Origin of the sequence: Pedobacter sp. KBW06, from assembly GCF_003852525.1 — a bacterium.
Taxonomy (GTDB): domain Bacteria; phylum Bacteroidota; class Bacteroidia; order Sphingobacteriales; family Sphingobacteriaceae; genus Pedobacter.
The window spans coordinates 840,391-861,279 of record NZ_QAJL01000003.1; the positions used below are offsets into that span (position 1 = coordinate 840,391).

General features: G+C 47.5%; 5 protein-coding genes. All 5 read right to left on the bottom strand.

The genetic code is table 11. From position 1 onward, the window contains the following. On the bottom strand, positions 1-9,200 hold a 9,200-nt coding region (locus DBR43_RS18335; protein ID WP_158622544.1), incomplete at its 3' end, for a hypothetical protein. Positions 9,201-9,241: 41 nt separating this feature from the next. After that, entirely contained in the window at positions 9,242-10,147 is a 906-nt protein-coding gene (locus DBR43_RS18340; protein WP_124583416.1) for a PorP/SprF family type IX secretion system membrane protein, read from the bottom strand. Between the two features lie 19 nt (positions 10,148-10,166). Further along, positions 10,167-10,928, bottom strand: coding sequence for a gliding motility-associated C-terminal domain-containing protein (locus DBR43_RS18345; protein WP_124583418.1), 762 nt, complete (start codon positions 10,926-10,928; stop codon positions 10,167-10,169). A 38-nt stretch (positions 10,929-10,966) separates the two neighbouring features. Beyond that, positions 10,967-12,400: a redoxin domain-containing protein gene (locus tag DBR43_RS18350; RefSeq protein WP_124583420.1), complete on the bottom strand. Its 1,434-nt coding sequence runs from the start codon at positions 12,398-12,400 to the stop codon at positions 10,967-10,969. Between the two features lie 56 nt (positions 12,401-12,456). Next, positions 12,457-20,871 (bottom strand): hypothetical protein, encoded by an 8,415-nt coding sequence (locus DBR43_RS18355; RefSeq protein WP_124583422.1) that lies wholly within the window; start codon positions 20,869-20,871, stop codon positions 12,457-12,459. Positions 20,872-20,889: the final 18 nt, after the last annotated feature.

Consider the following 20,889-nt stretch of genomic DNA (forward strand, 5'->3'; position numbering starts at 1 on the left):
GCGGCATTGGTAATGTACCCAGCACCATGTAATTTCAATGCGGAATTGTAGGTTTCGGTCTGTGTATTCCAATTCTGAGGAGGCGCATCTGCTGCCGTCCATTCCAGTCCCGTAGGCAATCTCCATCCTGAACCCAGTAACAATACGCAAGGGTCTTTGGCAGGCACCCAATGGCTGCTTTCGCTAATGGTAGATATCCATGGTGTCCAGGCATTGGATGGCGTACGTGTGGTTCCATCGTGCTGATAGCCCTGAGCCCTGTTAAACTGCCAGTACCAGCCTGAAGCCGCTTCGCCGGCATCATTAGCTGCTGTTGCCTGACGGTCAGCACCAAGATTTTGTGTGATCCAGCAACGTGGAGCTCCTGAAATATTACTGCTTACCGTCCCATAAGTAATGGTCTTACTCACAGGCGCTCCGTTCAATCCGGCCGCATGTGTGACTGTAAACGGATTACAGATTTTAAAGCTGGCGACTTCTGCACTGTAACCAGTTCCACCTTTGTTAGTCGCGTAAGCACGCACATAATAAGTTGGCCCTTCAGATAAACTGCCAAGTATACTTTTAAAACTGCCTGTTCCCTGCCCTTCGACCGACATCTGGTCATTAATTGTTGGTAGTGCATTTGTGCTGCTCCACACCAGCCCTCTTGCGGTTACAGCTGTTCCTCCATCAGAAATAACCGTTGCCGATCCTTCTGCAGAACTTTCCTTCATCTCTGAGACAGGAATGCTCACGTTACTAAGCATGGGTTTGGTCAGTACAATGGTATCACGAATACAGCGCAATGGCATTCCGTTTGCTTTATAAGTATTGCCATAAGCCCCACTCAATACGGAACTGGTTGAACCTGCCATGATAAGGGCATTTGCGAAATTATAACCACTTGCAACATACTGATTACTGCTCCAGTAAGCGCCGGATTTCCCACGGGCCTCCGTCAATAAGCCATTCGACTGTCCCAAAAATCCTGCATTGTGCAATTTCAGTTCAGAGTTATAGGCATCTGCATCTTTTCCCCAGTTTTGAGGAGCTCCATCTGCCATTGTCCATTCCGTGCTTGTTGGAATCCTCCATCCCCCACCTAAAAGCAGGTTACATGGATCGTTTGCCGGGGTCCAATCTGAAATTTCAGAAATATCTGTTTTCCATGGTGTCCAGGCATTGGCAGCCGGAATACGTGTATTGTTATCAAACTCATAGCCTTGCGACCGGTTAAACTGAAAGTACCAGCCTGCTGATGCAGTAGTCGCATCGGAAACAGATGCAGCTTGCTGATCTGCCCCCAGATTCTGAGCAATCCAGCAACGTGCAGCTCCTGAGATATTGGTAGCCACCGTTTTATAGGTAATCGTTTTATCCAGCGGAGCACCATTTAGTCCCGCTTTATGAATGATTGTAAACGGAAGACAAATCTTGAAACTTTTTACCTCTGCGCTATATCCTGTGCCGGCACTATTCGTTGCATAAGCGCGGACATAATAAGTTGGTCCCTCAGTCAGTTCCTTCAAGGATAGTGTAAAAATACCTGTTCCCGCCTGTGTATCTTTGAGCTTTTGATCATTGATGGTTGGGACAGGATTTTTGGTACTCCAGACCAGACCGCGTTCTGTCACTTCTGCTTTTCCATCGGAGGTCACTTCTGCCGACCCATCGGCTGCAACATCCGTCATATTGGAAATTTTAACATTGCTTACTGAAGGTGGTATTGCTGGTGTATTTAAGCTGTCCAATGCCCCATAAGCAGTACCCACACTATTTGTAGCATATGCCCTGAAATAATATTTAGTAGCGATGAGCAGTCCTGTCATTTTACTTACAAAACTACCTTTACCCTGTCCATCACTGGTTTTCGTACCCAGTAAAATGGTTGGATCTTTCAGGGTGCTCCAGCAAATTCCACGGGAGGTCACGGACGAACCTCCATCGCTGCTGATCTCTCCACCGGTTATCGCCGAAGCAACCAGGATCTCCGTTGCCGGAGTAGTTGTCAACTTTGGAAGATCCAATGTAGTCAGGCTATCCAGGTTACCATAACTGGTTCCCAGGCTATTTGTTGCATATGCGCGGATGTAATATTTTGTACCGCTAACCAGGTCCTTGATATTGGTCACGAAACCGGAAAGCCCGGCACCATCCACAGATTTTGTTGTCACTGCGGTTGTCGGATTCGTTTCTGTGCTCCAGCAAAGTCCTCTTGCTGTAACCGGCATTCCTCCATCACTGCCTACAAAACCACCGGAAACCGCAGAATTGCTCAGAATGGAGGTGGGTTTATTTGTCGTCACGGTTGGCAGGGTCGGTGTGGTAAAGCTGGCAGGTGCCGGACTAAACCCTGTGCCTGCAACATTCACTGCATAAGCCCAGAAATAATACCTTGTACCCTCTGTCAGGCTATTGATGCTCATGCTAAAGGGCGCTGTTGTTCCTACCGAAATCAAACTGTCCGGATGTAAAGGCAATACCGGTGTTTTAGCCAGCTTACTCCAATAGAATCCACGGTCAGTAACTTCATCCCCACCGTTTTTCGTTACGCTTGCCGATCCGTCCGTACCTGTCATTGTCGGCTTGCTCAGCGTTACCATACTCACCGTAGGAAGTGCGGCAAGGGTCACAAAACTCAGTTCATTACCATAAATTGTTCCTTTCAGATTGGTCGCATAAGCACGGACATAATATTTGGTTCCCGGTGTTAATCCTGACAAAGGAATAGAAAAATTACCGATGCCACCTGCAGCATGCTGCAGATATGATCCGGCAAGGATCACCGGGTTCGGATTCAGGCTCCAGCAAACTCCGCGCGCGGTTACCGGCATGCCGCCATCGTCAGTAATGTCCCCGCCAGCGACGGCAGCGACGCTGCTGATCCCGCTTACCGCATTGGTAAGGATTGTTGGCAACATCACTTCCAGGCTGCTAAAGGCCACTTCACTACCATAAGTAGTCCCTACCGCATTTGTAGCATACGCCCGTACATAATAGGTCGTTTTATCCGTCAATCCTTTGAGTTGCGCCACAAATTTACCGATGCCCGTGGTGGTATTGTCTACAGTTTTGGTACTCAGCGCAATGGTTGGATTACCTGTGGTATTCCAGGTTACCCCTCTGCTGAGGATCGGTGTTCTTCCATCATCGGTAATATCGCCCCCACTGATCGCACTGGTTGCTTTAACATCAGTTGCCATTGCCGTCACGGTCAATGTCGGATAGGCATTGGTCAGGAAGCTGTGTTCCAAACCATAAGCTACTCCTATTTTATTTTGAGCATAAGCCCTTACATAGTACAAAGTATTTGGAGACAGACCAGTCATCAGCCCTGTAAATGGATCTAAACCTAAACCACTATTTGTTCTGCTGTCATTAATTGTCGGATTGGTTTTGGTACTCCAGCATAAACCTTTAAGGGTAATGTCTGCCCCTCCATCACTGGTGATGGCCCCACCGCTTTTGGCACTGTATCCGGTCAGATCAGTGACTTCAGTAGTTGTCAATATCGGTGCTGTCGGGAACAAAGTTACGGTAACCTGGTTTCCGTAAGCCGTTCCTGCGCTATTGCTGGCATAAGCACGTACATAATAAGCCATGCTTAAATTTAAGCCGGTCACTTCGCTGGTAAAAATCCCTGTTCCCGTACCGTTGCTTGTTCTCTTCTGAGTTTCGGCATCCGGATTAAAATTACGGTCCAGACTCCATACCACCCCCCTTGAAGTGATTGCGGCGCCTCCATCTTTACTGATGTTTCCACCTGTAGTCGCAGAAGATTTTGAAGAAGGAGTAATATAAGTTGTGGTCAGTGTAGGCAGGATCGCAGGTGTAGTAAAAGTCCGTTCATCCCCATATGCTGTTCCCTGATTATTGGTTGCATAAGCCCGTACATAATATAAAGTTACCGGTTCCAGCTTTGTGATGGAACTTCTAAAGCTGTTTTCTGTTCCACTATCATGGCTTGTCTGCTGAGGTGTTCCTAATGCAGGGTTTGGCCTGGTGCTCCATACCACTCCCTGATTGGTTACCGGTGTACCTCCGTTACTCAGTACGGTTCCCCCGCCTGTTGCCGTAATCCCTGCGGAAGAAACAGCCACTGCAGCGGTGGTTACTGTCGGAATAATAAAGGTCGTAAAGGACTGTTCATTTCCATAGGCTATACCCACACTGTTCAGGGCATAGGCCCTCACATAATAATTGGTACCCGGTTGCAGACTGGTCATATTGCTGCTAAAACCTCCATTACCCGTTCCCGGCAGCAAGGTTTTATTTCCGGCTAAAGTATCCGGTCTGAATCCCGACTGTGTACTCCATACCAATCCCCTTGTCGTAACCACTGCACCGCCATTATCGGAGATATCTCCTCCCGACCAGGCCGTAGTTCCGCCGATTCCGGTAACCGCTCTGGTGCTTAAAGTAGCCAGCACCGGAGGATCAGTGATAAAGCTCAGCAGGTTTCCATAACTCGTTCCGGCCACATTGGTGGCATAGGCCTGAACATAATAGGTGGTATTGGCTTTTAAATTTTTAAGCGTGCTTGAATAAACACCTGCCCTGCTGCCATTGCTCGTTCTGTTGACGGTAACCGTATCCGGATTGAAGACCGGCACTTCGCTCCATACCACACCCCGGGTATAGACATTCGAACCGCCTTCATCAGAAATATCACCACCACTAAGACCGGAAGTGCTTCCTGTTGGGCGGGCAAATACGGTGGTCAATACCGGAAGCTGAGGAGTAATGAAACTTACCGTATTGCCATAGGCGATACCGGCACTATTGACCACATAAGCACGTACATAATAAGTAGTATGCTGTTTTAAGCCCTTTAACTGTGCAGTAAAGCTTCCCGTAAAATAACCTGTTTCTGCCGTTTTATTCAGCGTAATGGTATCCGGGTTAAAATCAGGCTGGATGCTCCAATATACCCCTCTTGTAGTCACAACCGCACCACCATGGGTTAAAATCTTACCCCCGCTTTTGGCAGTTGTGGTAGAAGTCGCTTCTGCTGCCTCTGTGATTACTGTTGCCAGAACCGGAGGAAGTGTGGTAAAGCTTTCGGTTTCCCCGTAAGCAGTTCCCACAGCATTTGTCGCATAAGCGCGGACATAATATTTCGTGCTTCCCAGCAATTCGCCGATTTTATTTGCAAAGCTGCCCATTCCAATTGCATTTGAAGTATGGTCATTTGTCAGGACCGGATTTCCCGTGGTATTCCAGCAAAGGCCACTGGCTACAACTTCAGTTCCCCCATTGTCAGAAATGTTTCCACCGGCAAGCGCTTCTGTACTCGTCACCGTTCCCTGCGGAATGGCGGTGGTGCTCACTAAAGGCAGATTGAAAGTCGTAAAACGTTCTTCATTCGGAGCATAAGAAATGCCCGCGCTATTGGTTGCAAAAGCCCTTACATAATAGGTCATTCCTGGTAAAAGGTCTTCCATCGTCATGGCAAAACTCTGGTTTCCAAATTCTGTTATCCTTCGCGTGGCCGCCGCTTCAGGGTCAAAACCGCTGCTCGTACTCCAGACCAAACCACGATCCGTAATTGCTGCTCCCCCATTGTGCAGAATCGTCCCGCCGCTGATTCCGGTGATTCCTTTCAGTCCACTTCTGGCAGGAGTGGTATTCAGTTTTGCCAATACCGGCGGTGCCGTTACAAATGACTCGACCTGTCCATAAACAGTCCCTGCGCTATTGGTTGCATAGGCGCGGATATAATATTTTGTACTTCCAAATAAGTCTTTTAATCCATGAATAAAGTTTCCGATTCCAGGTCCGCTGCTGGTATGTGGATCTTCGATCGTCGGTAAACCGGCGGTACTCCAGCAAATCCCGCTCGCGCTTACTGCGGTACCACCATCACTGCTGATGTTCCCGCCGCTGTTTGCGGTATTTGCTGTAATTGCTGTTGCAGGTAAAGTCGTCAGCGTGGCTGTAGTAGCCGTCGTAAAGATCAGTTCATTTCCATAAGCCACCCCGATCTCATTTGCCGCATAAGCACGGACATGGTATTTGGTAAGTGGGCTTAAGCCAGTCATGAATGTAGAGAAAGTTCCTTTTCCGGAACCGCTTTCCTTAGCGCCGTCTGTAATCGTTGGATCGGCACTGGTACTCCAGCAGATCCCTCTTGAACTTACCGGACTTCCTCCTTCGTCAGAGAGCTCTCCGTTAGCCATAGCCGTTACGCCACCAATCTGATCTATCGACACGGTACTTACCGTTGCCAGTCCCGGAGGCGCGGTGACAAATGTTTCTGTATTTCCATAAACAGTAACCGAATTATTGCCTGCATAAGCACGGACATAGTATTTTGTACTTCCCGTTAATCCGGTCATTCTGATTACAAAATTTTCCGAAGCAGTTCCGCTACTGGTTAAGAAATCTGAGGTAGTCGGATTTGGACTCGTGCTCCAGCACAGACCACGATGGGTAATGCCGGCGCTTCCCGAAACAAGGATTGCGCCACCGCTCTCAGCAGTACTATTGGTCACGAGGGTAACCGGAAGCGTCATCAGACTGATGTTTAACGGGGTGATGAAGCTCTTTTCCACGGTATAAGCGGTGCCTTCGCTGTTCGTTGCGTATCCTTTTGCATAGTATACTGTTCCCGGTGTTAAACCGCTCAGCTGTGTTCTGAAGTTCCCAATGTCATTTGGATTTACAGTAGACGATTCTGCATTCAGGTAATTGATCCTGTCGCTGCTATAAGCAATTCCTTTGGAAAGGATTTTTGCCCCTCCGTTGTTGAGCATCGTGACATCTCCGGTAACCTGGGTATCGGTAATATTGTAAACAGCAAGTGAAGAAGAAGCCAGCACAGGAGGCTGAGGTGCTGAGGTATGGAATTCCAGCAAATCACCATAAGCAGTTCCAAACCTGTTTGTCGCATAAGCGCGGACATAATAGGTGGTATTTCCCATTAAGTTTTTTATGAAACTCTGGAACGTTCCTGTAGCAGCACCATCAATGGTCATTCCTGCCGCAGGATCATCTGCCGGATCTCCGGTGATGCTCCAATGGATTCCTCTGGCAGTAATGTCTGCGATGCCGTTGGAGGAAACCATACCACCACCCGTTGCCGTCATATTGGTGATTGCTGTAACTGCTTGTGTGCTCACCAAAGGGAGCTCAGGAATCAGGCTAAAGGTCTTATCCTCGCCATAAACAGTGCCGACTATATTGGTCGCATAAGCCCTCATGTGATAGACTGTATTCGGTAGCAAGCCACTAAGCACCGTACTAAAAATTCCTGTGCCATTTCCATTGGTACTAACCGAGCCATTTCCAATGGCAGGATTTGGTTCAGTGCCCCAGCAAATGCCACGGGCTACCACTTGTGCCCCTCCATCCTGAAGCACCTGACCTCCTGCTTTTGCAGTGTTGTTAAAGAAAGAACCTGCAGATAAGGTCCGTACTACCGGATAATCTGCGGTACTGAAAACTTCCTGGTTTCCGTAAGATACACCCACATCATTTACCGCATAAGAACGTACATAATAGGTTGTTCCCGGAACAAGGCCCTCCATTGGGAGCGTAAAATAGCCAATTCCCTCTCCTGACATGACCTGCTCATTTTTTGTCGGAAGATCCATTGTCGGAAGCGCCTCTTTACTCCAGCAAATCCCACGCAGGCTGATCGATGAACCTCCGTTATGAATGATCAGCCCGCCGCTGAACGCAGTGATTCCGGTAATCGAATTCACTTTTTCTGTCGTAATTCTCGCTAATGAATTGGTAATAAAACTCGTTTCACTGGTATAGGAAGTTCCGGCACTATTGGTTGCATAGCCTTTGGCATAATAAGTTGTTCCCGGTATAAGATTCGTCAGATTCGCGATAAAGACCCCAATATCAGTTGGGTTTACCGTAGCTGATGTTCCATGAATCCAGCTGATGCGGTCGGTACTCCATGCAAACCCCTTGCTGGTAACAACCGCACCTCCGTTATTCAGGATATTTACGCTTCCTTTTGCCGAGTTATTGGTCACATCGGTCACGCTGACTGTAGCCGAACTCAACAAGGGAGGTACTGCCGGAGGCGTGGTGAACTGCAGTAAATTACCATAAGCAATTCCCTGGGTATTCACCGCATAGGCCCTGACATAATAGGTGGTATTTCCAAGCAGTCCTACAATTGAACTTGGGAAGAGGCCTACGCCATAACCATCATTCGTAATCACCGCATCCTTATCATCCAGCGGATCTCCTTTTACGCTCCAGCGGATTCCACGTGCAGAAACCGGACTTCCCCCATCATTCGTAATGTCTCCGCCGCTAAACGCAGTGATGCTGGAAATGTCAGTTATCGGAAGGGTAATGATCGTTGCCAGATCAAAAACAGTTTTAAAAATCAGGTCTTCCCCATAAACGGTTCCCTGGCTATTCGTTGCATATGCCCGGACATGATAGATCGTATTTGGCATCAGGTCCTTCATCGTTCCGGTAAAAACCCCCAGACCGCTACCTGTTAATGCCGTACTTGTTTTTGTGCTCAGTGAAATATCCGGGTTGGCATTTGTGCTCCAGCAAAGACCAACAACACTAAAATCTGACCCCGCATTGCTAATGGCATTTCCGTTTCCAACAGCCTTAGTCCCCTTAATGTCTGTTACGGCCAGTGTAAGCACTTCTGCCGCACACCTTAAATTCTGCCAGGCGTTTCCGTCATAATAACGGATCAAACGCGATACCGAATTGATATAAAACGCCCCTTTACTTACCGTAGCTGCTGCCGGGTCATTGCCCAGCACCGGAAGTTTGAACGCTTTCAGGTCTTTCCCTGCCGCGAAGCCTTTATTTTCTGAAAAATTACTCTTTTGAAGGTCCTGAATTTTAGCCCAACCCAGCCCATCATATATCATGGCCGATTTATTGGTGGAAGAGTAATAAATGACCCCTTGTTCCCTTGCCTGTTCAGGATGACTGCTCAGTACCGGCAAATAGGAAATCCCCTCTTTTACCATGAAATAATCTTCTGCAGTCACCGTGCCGATAGTATTCGTACACAAGCTTTCCCAGGCCATCCCGGTATAGATCAGTGGTTTTTCCTGAACCGTACTGTAAATGAGCATCCCCGTTTTAGGTTGCGGGATGCTCGTCTGATCCAGAACCGCCAAAGTCGGAATTCCATTTAAAACACTAAAATGACGTTGTCCGGAAGCAGAATTTCCGATAAACAGTAAACATAAAAACGCGGAATAAAGGAAACTTTTCAATACGGTAAGCGGTTGGCTATTGTTAATTTATCAAGACATTCTTATTTCTGTTTGTTGAACAGATTGATCTTTAAATTAAGCTCAAAATCAGCTCCTGTCCGCTGGCGCTCTCCTGCAAGCTGACTCGTATAAAGGCCTTGAATCAGAAACTTATCATAGCTGAGGCCGATGCCAAAAGTGCTGCTCTTGTCGCTATGGTACATGCCCATAAAGGAAAGAATGTTATTTTCCAGTTTCAGATTGGTCCCCAGATCCCAGATGTTATCGATGTCTTTGGCCCCCCTGAAACTGATCTTTGGTTCTATGGACACCACATCCAGTGCCGTTCCTATTTTATAGGAAACCGCCATAAAGTAAGTAGATCCATCTACGGAATTCTGATCGTCCTTTTGCAGGAATTTCTTTAAGTTGGGCAATGCCGCCTGCAGGGTAAACCGCTGATCGGTATAGGCAATCCCGAAATCTCCATCTACAAAAGCCTTGCGCTGGTTAAAGCGCTCTGCCGGCATGTCATCAGGGGTAGCGATAATGTTCTGCATATCCAGGCGTTCTTTCATCACCCCCAGGGAAATCCCGAAATGCAGGTTCCTGCTGTCGCCATTCAATGGCAGGTGATAGGCATAAGTTCCCATTACACGCGTCCGGCCAATCAGACCAGCCTTATCATTATAGACAGATAGCCCTACCCCTACTTTATCATACTGGTAATCAGCAGTCGCCACCATCGTTACCGGAGAGCCCGGAATGGACCTCCATTGATTGCGGTAGCCGATATTGATGTTCAGACCCTGGTTGATTCCCGCAAATGCCGGATTGCTGAGGTATTGGTTTTCGTAGTACTGGTTTCCCATTGGCCTGATCTGTGCCTTTAAGGAAATGGTGATGGTAAGCAGGCTGATGGTCAGAAAGGCGGTAAGCAAAACTTTGTGCCCTGTTAATTTTGTCATTATCAATTCTTTTAGCTAATTATTTGTCTTTTACGATGGAGATGAATCCGGTTTTTCTGGATTTTCCGGAATCGATGGTCAGGATGTAATAATAGGTGTCTTCCTTTAATGGATTTCCGTTAAACATCCCATCCCAGGAGTTGTCATATCCAAACATGCTGAAGACCACCCTTCCTTCCCTGTCGAAAATCTTCAGTTCGTTATTGGGATAGAGTTTTATATTTTTAACCACCCAGGTATCGTTTACCCCATCCCCGTTGGGCGTAATCATATTGTTCGCCACCAGGTCTACATAAGGAGTAATCACCGAAGACTCCAAACTCACTGCGGTCAGGTCTGCAAAAGTAATGGCATTGGGAAACAGCTGACCGATAAACAGCTGTTCCGGGTTCACCACGCTTTCTTTTACCAGCATGAAATCTTTGGCCGTGCTGCTCGTCATTTTTGAATAGGCAAGCAATAGGTTCTTCGCTTCATTTCCATTCAGCTCGATGTCCTCATAGCTCATGGCCAGCTCTCCCTGAAACACTGCCGGCCTGCTGAACCGGTACATTCGCTGAATGCTGTTGAACTTAGGGAAAATAACCACTGTTTGCTGTTTGTTTACGCTCAGGTTATTCAACACCCAGTTGTTTGCAGGAACGAGTGTCAAACCATCGGTGCTGAAAACCGTTCCACCTTGAATAAAAAGGCCTTCTGAATTGATCCTTAACTGCGCTTGCAGCTCCGTTGCGCCAAATAAGAGGAGGCCGAGGGAAAGGGAGGCAATTATCTTTTTCATTTCTGCTGTTTTTTAATATTTTATCTTTTTAAACTGACTTATTTCATGGCTGATTCCAGCTGTTCAACTGTCTCCGGCATGGCCATAATCTTGTTTGTTTTTGCATCTACCAAGACCATTGTCGGCGTAGAAAGCACAAAATAAGCCGCTGCTTCCGGGCTCCGGATTCCCTGATCTGCCCTTTTATGTTTGAATGCAGGAAGCTTTAACTTTGCCTTTTCCCAGGCCGGAATTTCGGTTTCAGTTTCATCCAGACTAATGGCAAAAACATCCATCATTTCTACCCTCGAAGCTTCCTGATACCATGGGTGTAATTTTTCCATCAGCTCTTTACAATGCTGACAGTCGGCAGACCAGAACAGCACGAGTTTATACTTCGCTTCGGTCTTAAAATCATGAAAAGCAACGGTCTTTCCGGAACCCAGTTTCCAGTTAAAATCAGGTGCAACAGCACCGGTTACCAAAGTTTCCATTCCTTTCAGTCTTTGTTCAATCGCTTTTCTTTTGCCCGTCATACAAAGCGGATCATTCAGGTAAGGTTCCAGCATCTTTATCCCGGCAGCCATGTTGAAACTCTCAAATCCGTTATAGAAATAATCGACCATCCAGCCATACACTAAAGGATGACCGTTACGTGCTTTTTCAATAGCGCGTTTTCCGGCAAGGGTAAACAAGGAATCCCGAAGGGCTATGGTGGTAGACATTGCACCATAAATATTGACGTATTTGTTCATCCATTCCTTCATTTCCGTTGTCCTGATGACCATAGGATTTTTAAAGTCCATTCCATCGAAATAGTGTGCAATCACACTGTTCATGCGATCGGTCTCTGTTCCCTTCCACAGGATCGGGGCGATGTTCTGAAACACAAAACTGCTGCCCACAAAAGTATTTTTGTATTTCAGAATTTGTGTTTCGATCCATTTATTATAACCGATTCGTCTGCTTTCATATTCCTCTGCTCCCAATAAAAAGAACTTAGATTCCGGCTGATCATAGTTCATCATGAAATTCTGCAGCAGACCCAATGGCTGTCTCTTTTTTGCGTTGTCAGTGGCAAAACTCAGGAACACCGTATTTTCTATTTCGCCTTTTTGAAAGTAAGTGCTATCAGGATGATTCAGGGCTTTCGGGCGTGCCCAAAGTTCCAGGTTCTGGCTGTTTACAAAAATCTGCTTTTCCGAAGGATAAGGGTTGCTGTCCGCCTTCTCCTGGTAGTCGAATCTGAGCACAAATTCTCCCGGCAACTGATCTTTTGGAATGTTCAGCACCGCAGTTTCTCCGTTGTTTACTCCCCCCTTTTCTACTACCGTTTTAATCGAAGCTCCAGCCAGCGAAAGCAGACTGATCTTACTTTTAGCAACTCCGGAGAGGTGTATTTTCAGCGTCAGGTCCTGGGCCTGGACCCCGAAAGTCATCAGTCCCAAAATGGCATTGGTAAAAACTATATTTTTAAATGGCTTACTGATCATCTTTAAATTCTATTTTTTTATTTCTATTGTTCTAGTCTTTTTCATTGATCTCTGGTTTAATCTTTAAGGCAACGGATACTATAGGCACTGAGTTTAGCTGCATAAGCCACATTGTTCCCATTAACCAAATACCATCCCCATGAAATGTTCGGATTCTGACTGCTCGTCCAGTAACCATGAGAACTTCCCCTGCCGTTTAATGCCGCACTGGTATAATGACCTGCAGCATGCATCTTCAGCACAGAATTATAAATATCACCCGGGCCAGTCCAGCTCTGGGGAGGACCGATAGTCTTCCTCCATTCTGTTGCGGTAGGGATTCTCCATCCGGTTCCGAGAAGTTGTGTACATGGATCATTTGCCGGTATCCAATCCGAATTCTCATAGATATCTGCCTGCCAGCCGGCCATTGGCGTACGTGTCACCCCATCATGTTTATAGCCTTGCAGTCTGTTAAACTGCCAGTTCCATCCTGCCGAAGCTTCTGTTGCATCATTCGCAGCAGTTGCCTGTTGGTCGGCACCCAGATTTTGAGTAATCCAGCATTTCATTGCTCCTGTAAAATTGGCGGAAGCAGTCTGATAGGTCACCGTTTTATCTACCGGTGAACCTTTAACACCAGCTTTATGCACTACGGTTACCGGAACACAAACTCTAAAACTGTAAACAGCAACACTATAATTCGTTCCCTCCGAATTGCTGGCAAAAGCACGGACGTAATAGGTTGCTCCTTCTGAGAGTCCGGTTAAAACACCGTTGAAATCACCAAGCCCTGAACCCATGCTCAAAACCTGGTCTGAAAGCGTTGGATTACCTGTGGTATTCCAGACAAAACCTCTGGCGGTAACCGGAGCCCCACCGTCCATGGTAACGAAAGCAGCAACTTCCGTGCTTGTTGTATTGATGGACGCAGGCGGAACAACAGCAACATTGCTTACCGAAGGCGCTCTTTTCAACGTTTCCTTGCTAAGGCAGCGAACCGGATAAGCCGTAAATTTAGCGGCATACTGAACTGAACCTCCATTGAACAAATACCATCCCCATCCACTGTTTGAGCCATGCGTAGTTGCGGTCCAATAACCATGACCACTGCCCCTGGCCGTTAATGCGCCTGAACCGGTCAGGTTTCCTGCGGAATGAAGTTTTAAGTCCGAAGCATAAGCTCCCGTTGGTGAGCCCCAGCTTTGCGGTGCCCCCGCGGCCTTTGCCCATTCTGTTGAAGTTGGGATTCTCCATCCTCCGCCAAGCAATTGATTACAAGGGTCATTTTCTGCTGACCAGTTTTCATTTTCCGTGATGACCGTATTCCAGGTAGTTCCCGGAGTACGCACCGCTCCTTCTAATTTATATCCCTGCAACCTGTTAAACTGCCAGTACCAGCCAGCCGAAGCTTCGGTAGCGTCATTCCAGGCCGTTGCCTGTTGGTCGGCCCCCAGATTTTGGGTAATCCAACACCTGGCTTCACCGGAAACATTAGAGCTGACTACATTATAGGTAATCCTTTTAGTCACCGCAGCACCATTATATCCGGCATAGTGGTTGATCGTAAAAGTACTTGGACAGATTTTAAAACTGGTAATCTCCGAGCTATAAACTGTTCCTACTCCATTGGTGGCATAGGCTCTGATGTAATAAACAGGACCTTCTGTAAGCCCGGAAATGGTATGGTTAAAAATCCCCATTCCTGTTCCTTCGGTAATCAGCTGTCCATCTCCGATGGTTGGATTTCCTGTGGTATTCCAGACAAAACCTCTTGCGGTCACCATAGCTCCCCCGTCAGAAGTTACTTCTGCTGTAGACACCGCGCTACTTGTGGTCATATTCGACAACTTTGCAATCGTCACTACCGGAAGTACTGCACTGGTATTCATTACCTGCTGATTTCCATAAGCAGTACCAACACTATTGGTCGCATAGGCACGGATATAATATTTTGTCGCGATGGCCAATGGGCTCATCTTACTGGTAAATGGGTTCGGTAATTTTCCAGCAATACTGGTTTTGGTGGTCAACGCGATAGTTGGCAACTCTTTGGTATCCCATACGACTCCTTTTACCGTTACGTCTGCCCCACCATCGGCAGTGATTTCTCCACCGCTTAAACCTGAAGTACTCGTAATTTCCGTAACGGCATTGGTGCTCAATGCAGGAACATCCAGTGTGGTAAAACTTTCCTGGTTTCCATAAGCAGTTCCCATTCCATTGGTTGCATATGCCCTGACATAATACAGGGTTCCTTTTTGCAGGGCAGTCATGGAACTAATAAAAGCCGCATTGCCTGTGCCGTCATTTGTGAAATTACCAATCCCGATCACCGGGTTTTCGGTTATGCTCCAGCAAACACCTTTTGCCGTTACCGGATTGCCGCCATCAGTAGAGATCTGCCCTCCGGAACGTGCCGTACTTTGTGCAATTAAGCTGGGTTTAGTGGTAATCACTGTGGCCAGATCGGGCGTATTGAAAGAAGTAGATTTACTGCTGTACCCGGTACCAACCAAATTGGTTCCGTAAGCCCATACATAGTATTTTGTAGCTGGCAACAATCGGGTAATTGTTCCGGTAATCGAAGTTCCCGAAGCCCCGACAGACAAACTATTGTCTGCAGTAGCCGGTGTTGGAATGACATCAATGGTATTCCATATCAGTCCAAGATCTGTGATCACGGCACCACCATCGATTAAAAGGCTTGCCGTACCTTCTGCATTGTTTCTATTGATATTGGAAATGGCCACGTTGCTCAGTCTTGGAAGTACTGCCGGGGTAACGAAAGTAATTTCATTACCATAGGCAGTGCCCAGGCTATTCGTTGCATAAGCCCGGACATAATAGGTTGTTCCGGGAATTAAGCCTGAGAAATAATCTTCGAACAGTCCTGTTCCACCTTTGCCGTTTACAATTTTTGTAGGCAAAGCAATGGTTGGCGCCGGACTGGTATTCCAAACCAATCCTCTTGCAGTTACCGGCATTCCACCATCATCGCTAATGTTTCCGCCACTTTTTGCAGATAAGCCATCTGCATCTGTAATCGCATTTGTGCTCAGGCTCGGTAACATCACCACATTTGTTTTGAGGGTGGTCTCGCTGCCATAATTGGTCCCTACGCTGTTTACGGCATAAGCCCTTACATAATAGGTTTTATTCGGTTCCAGTCCGGTAAGTTCGGCTGTAAACGTGCCGATCCCCTGACTGATATTGTCTGTTGTTTTAGTGGAAAGCGCAGTAGTCGGGTTGCTGTACAAACTCCATACAATACCACGGCTCAGGATTGGAGTACGTCCATCGTCGGTAATCGTCCCTCCACTTGTTGCCGTTGTTGCCCTGATATTGGTTACCGGAGTAGTGGCTGTCAGGGTCGGTACTGCAAGGGTCAGGAAGGATTCTTCCAGGCCATAAGCCACTCCAATCCCGTTGATGGCATAAGCCCTCACATAATAGAGGGTATTGGGTAATAATCCCGTCATTTGACCCACAAAAGTGCCGTTTCCTAAATCTTCATTGCTGGTTTTTCCAGGCAATGCAATCGTCGGATTTTGTTCCGTACCCCAGCAGATTCCACGTTTAAAGACCACTGCACCTCCATCACTGGTGATCTCTCCCCCACTGGTAGCCGTTGTTCCGGTAATCGCAGTAACCACGTTCGTATTCAGCAACGGCGAGGTGGCAAATATGGACACATGGAACTGAGCTCCATAGGCGGTACCTACACTATTCGTCGCATAGGCACGTACATAATAGCTGACGCTCTTTACCAGGCCGCTCATTTCACTGATGAAACTACCTATTCCCTGTCCGTCTGTAGTCCTGTTTGTGATCACCGTTTCCGGCTTAAAATTCTTGTCTTCACTCCATACAATTCCGCGTGCGGTTACCGCAGCACCACCATCAAAACTGATGGTTCCACCACTGCTGACCGTTGTATTGGAAGTAATTGCGGGATCAGTGGTAGTCAGCACCGGAAGCACAGCTGCAGTGACAAAACTAATTTCATTTCCATAGGCAACGCCAATGCTATTGATCGCATAAGCCCGCACATAATAGGTCGTTACCGGCTTTAAGCTACTCATCAAACTCGTAAACACACCTCTGCCTGCGTCAATCGTCTTTGTGGTCAAACCGACGGTTGGATGAGGATTCAGGCTCCAGCAAACGCCCTGGGCAATGATCGGTGTTCCACCATCAAAACTGATTGTTCCTCCGCTTTTTGCCTGATTCGCGGCATTTGCCGAAATGTCAATGGTGCTGAGCGAAGGGAGGCGATGCGTGGTAAAGCTCAGCTCATCGCCATAAGCAGTACCTACCCTGTTGGATGCATAAGCCCGGACATAATAAGTAGTTCCAAGGCTTAACCCCGTAATGTTGCTGTTAAAAACGCCTTTGCCGGAACCCGTCTGTATGGTTTTGCGGCTGCCCGTAGTAAGGGGATCAAAATTCGGCTGCGTGCTCCAGACCACGCCGCGGGTATCTGCAACTACGCCACCTTCATCGGCTATATCTCCACCGCTTACCGCCCCTGTTCCGCTGATGGAAACTGCCTTAACCGTAGTTAACACCGGTACTGTTGGCGGAAACGTTGTAAAGCTCACCTGTTCTCCATAAGAGATGCCGGCAATGCTGATCGCATATGCCCTTACAAAATATTTAGTATCCGGTTTCAGGTCTTGCAGCTTGCTGTCAAAACTTCCCAGTCCGCCACCATTATAAGTTCGGTCTGCGGATAAGGTATCCGGAATAAAGTTTTCTCTGGTGCTCCAGAATACTCCTCTTGCAGTCACATTTGAGCCCTCTGAATTAAGTACAGTTCCTCCCATTACGACCGAGGTATTGCCAACTAACTTCGGCGGGTTCGTATTGACTTCAGGCATTCTCGGGGTTGTAAAATTTACCAGCTCACCATAAGCGATTCCTGCAGCAGTAACCGCATAGGCACGTACATAATAGGTAGTACCCGGACTCAGTTTTCTGATCTGGCTGGTAAAAGCGCCTTTCACATAGCCTGTCTCTGCGGTTTTATTGTTGACCACTGTATCCGGATTAAAATCAGGATAAACGCTCCAGAGTACCCCTCTTGTGGTTACCAGACCTCCACCATTACTGGTGATATTTCCTCCTGCTTCTGCTGATTTCCCGGTAATGCCATTCAATTTGGTTGTGATGACCGTTGCCGGTACCGCTGGTTTGGTGAACAGGACTTCCTGATTTCCATAGGCTACTCCGGCGAAATTGGTGGCAAAAGCGCGTACATAATAAGTAGTAGCACCCAGTAAATCGCTTAACTCCGCAGTAAAGCTTCCTGTTCCGGAACCGGAAATGACCTTTTCATCCTCCAATGTTGGATTTTCTCTGGTGCTCCAGCAAATGCCATTGTTTCTGATGTAAGATCCTCCGTTATTCAGGATACTCCCGCCACTGGTGGCTGAGGTACTGGTGATGGATGCAGCAATCGGTTTAAGCGTAGTGATGGTAGCGAGGGTAGCTGTTTTAAAAGCAATTTCATTACCATATACCAAACCAGCCGGATTTCCTGCATAAGCCCTGGCGTAATAAATGGTTCCGGGTGTTAGTCCTGTTATTTCAGTAGTAAAGGACTCAGGATCATTTTGCAAAGTCCTGTTTTTTGTTTCCCTATCAGGCTGGAAGCCGGAAAGGATATTCCAGACCATTCCATTTGAGGTGATTAAAGCACCACCATTGCTGATCAGGCGCCCTCCGCTCATGGCGCTGTTGCCTGAAACCTGACTGGCTTCCAAAGTGCTAATCGCAGGTGGAACCGCCGGGCCGGTTTTAAAGCTGACTTCATTTCCGTAGGCTGTTCCAGCCGCATTGCTGGCATAAGCACGAACATAATAAGTAGTATTGCCCATCAGTTCCTTCAGCTGATGGATAAAATTCCCGATCCCTGTGCCACTGGTGGTTTTTGTAGCCAGATCTGTAGTAGGATTAACCGATGTGCTCCAGACAATGCCGCTTGTCTTTACCGGATCACCGCCATCGTTAAAGATATCGCCTCCACCAACGCCATTGGTACTGGTAATGTTGCTCACCTGAGTAGTAATCAGGGAAGGAATAGTATAAGATCGAAAGGATTCTTCCGTGCCAAAAGAAGTGCCTGCGCTATTAACTGCATAAGCCCTTACATAATAAGTTTTATTGGGTGCCAGTCCGGTAATGGTACTGCTAAAGGAACCATCCCCCCCTGCCAGTTCCGTTTTATCTGCACTGGAAAGATCAGGTGTAAAATTAGGCACCAGGCTCCAGACCAATCCTTTTAAGCTAACCAGGGCTCCCCCGTTTTCTTTCACCTCCCCACCACCGATGGTACTCGCCCCGGCGGTCGCACCAATTTTAGTAGTGGTTACCACTGGTTTTACCGGAGGAGCAGTTTCAAACTCCAGCACCTCGCCATAACTCGTTCCAACATTATTGGTCGCATAGGCCCTGATGAAATAAGTTGTTTTCCCCATCAGCCCTTTAATGTTGCTGATAAAGTTCCCGCTCCCGTTTCCATTGCTGGTAAAATCACCGTCCAGAGAAGGGTTGTTATTGGTACTCCAGCACACCCCTCTGCTATGGACCGGCATTCTTCCATCTGTAGTGATTTCCCCTCCGGTACTTACCGTTGAACTGCTGATCAGCGTTCCCGGTTTGCTGCTTACCTTTGGTTTTTCGGGCGTGGTAAAATGATAGGTATCACCATAGGCAGTACCCAGGCTATTAATGGCATAGGCACGGACATAATAAGTGGTGCCCGGGCTCAGGGAAGTCAGGTAACTATAAAAAAGTCCCGTTCCGCTTCCAATTACGGGATGTGCTGTTTTTGTTATTAAAGCGGTAGTGGGTGGCTCAGCTGCAGAGGTCGTCCAGCAAATTCCTTTTGTGGTTACCGGGGAAACCCCATTACTGGTAATGTCTCCTCCGCTGTAGGCAACCGTTCCGTTATAGCCTTCAAAATAGCCATTCTCATGACTTGCCGCATCGTAATTGAAGGGCTTAACGGTCGATAATGTAGGTAAGGAAGTTGTGATAAAGCTGGACTCGCTGCTAAAGCTCGTGCCGATGCTGTTTTTCGCATAGGCCCTTACATAATACAGCGTTCCGGGAATCAGGCCACTGATGTTGCAGCTAAACTTACCGATGTCGGTAGGGTTAACGGTAGAAGAAGGCCCGTAGGTAATATTTATCCGGTCTGTGCTCCAGCTCATTCCCCGTTCTGTAACCACTTCTCCACCATTGTTGATGATGGTCACTTCGCTCAGTGCCGAGACTTCTGTAATGTCTGTAATCCGGATGTTTGGGGAACTCAATACTGGTGCTGTTGCACTTGGTGTGGTAAACTCCAGAAGGTTTCCGTAACCCGTTCCGCCTACATTGACGGCATAGGCACGGACATAATATTTGGTATTCCTCAACAGGTCGGTCAGCTTACTTGGAAAGGAGCCCACTCCAGAACCATCAGAGGAAGTCACTGCCGCGGGGTCAGTCATCGGATCGCCTGTAGCACTCCAGATGATGCCACGGGCCGTAATTGGTGCTCCGCCATCATCATTGATGATTCCGCCACTGTTGGCACTGATGGGCGTAAAATGACTGATATCTATGGTAATGATCGAAGGAATTGCTGCAACAGCCGTCTTGAAAGTCAGCTCTTCTCCGTAAACGATCCCGGAACTGTTAAGGGCATAAGCACGAACATGGTAAACGGTACTTGCCTGTAGTCCCGATAGGATGCCCGGAAAGATCCCGGTGTCTTTACCAGAGACCAGGTTTTTAGTTTTTGTAGTCAGACTCGTGTCCGGATTTCTGCTGGTGCTCCAGCAAATCCCCTGAACGGTCACTGCTGATCCGCCATTTGCCCGAATGTCTACCCCCGACCTTGCGGAAGTATTGTTGATCTGATTTGGAGCAATGGTAGCGATGAGGGGCAGGCAACTCAGTTCAATCCATTTTATGCCATCATAATAACGGATGGCATTGGAAACACTGTTGATATAAATTGCGCCTGCCGACAAGCCCAAAGGAATCGGATTGGCCGGAAGAACGGGCAATCTGGAGATTTTTAATTCGCTATGGGTAGAGAAATTGTCATTCGTTTTAAAACTGGCTTTTGCGTTCAACTGCGCAACGGGAGTCCATCTGTTTCCATCATAAACCATGAGGGTCTTTTCCGACTTCGAATAATAAACACCTCCGCCGGGAACATTTCCCGCAGGTGCTGTACCTAAAGACGACAAATATGGGATTCCCGTTTTTACTTCCAGGTAATCTTTAACAACATCGGTATTGATGTCACTGCTGCAAAGCGTTTCCCAGGAAACTCCATTATAAATCAGCGGTTGCTTATCCGAAAGGCTATAAATCATCATTCCCGGTAAGGCTGCAGAAACCGTTGCAGGATCTACCGCCGGAAGGTGTGGAATCCCGCCGATTACCCTAAAGTAATCCTGTGCGGAAGCAGCACCAATGCCGGTGAACAAGAGGAAAGATATAATTTT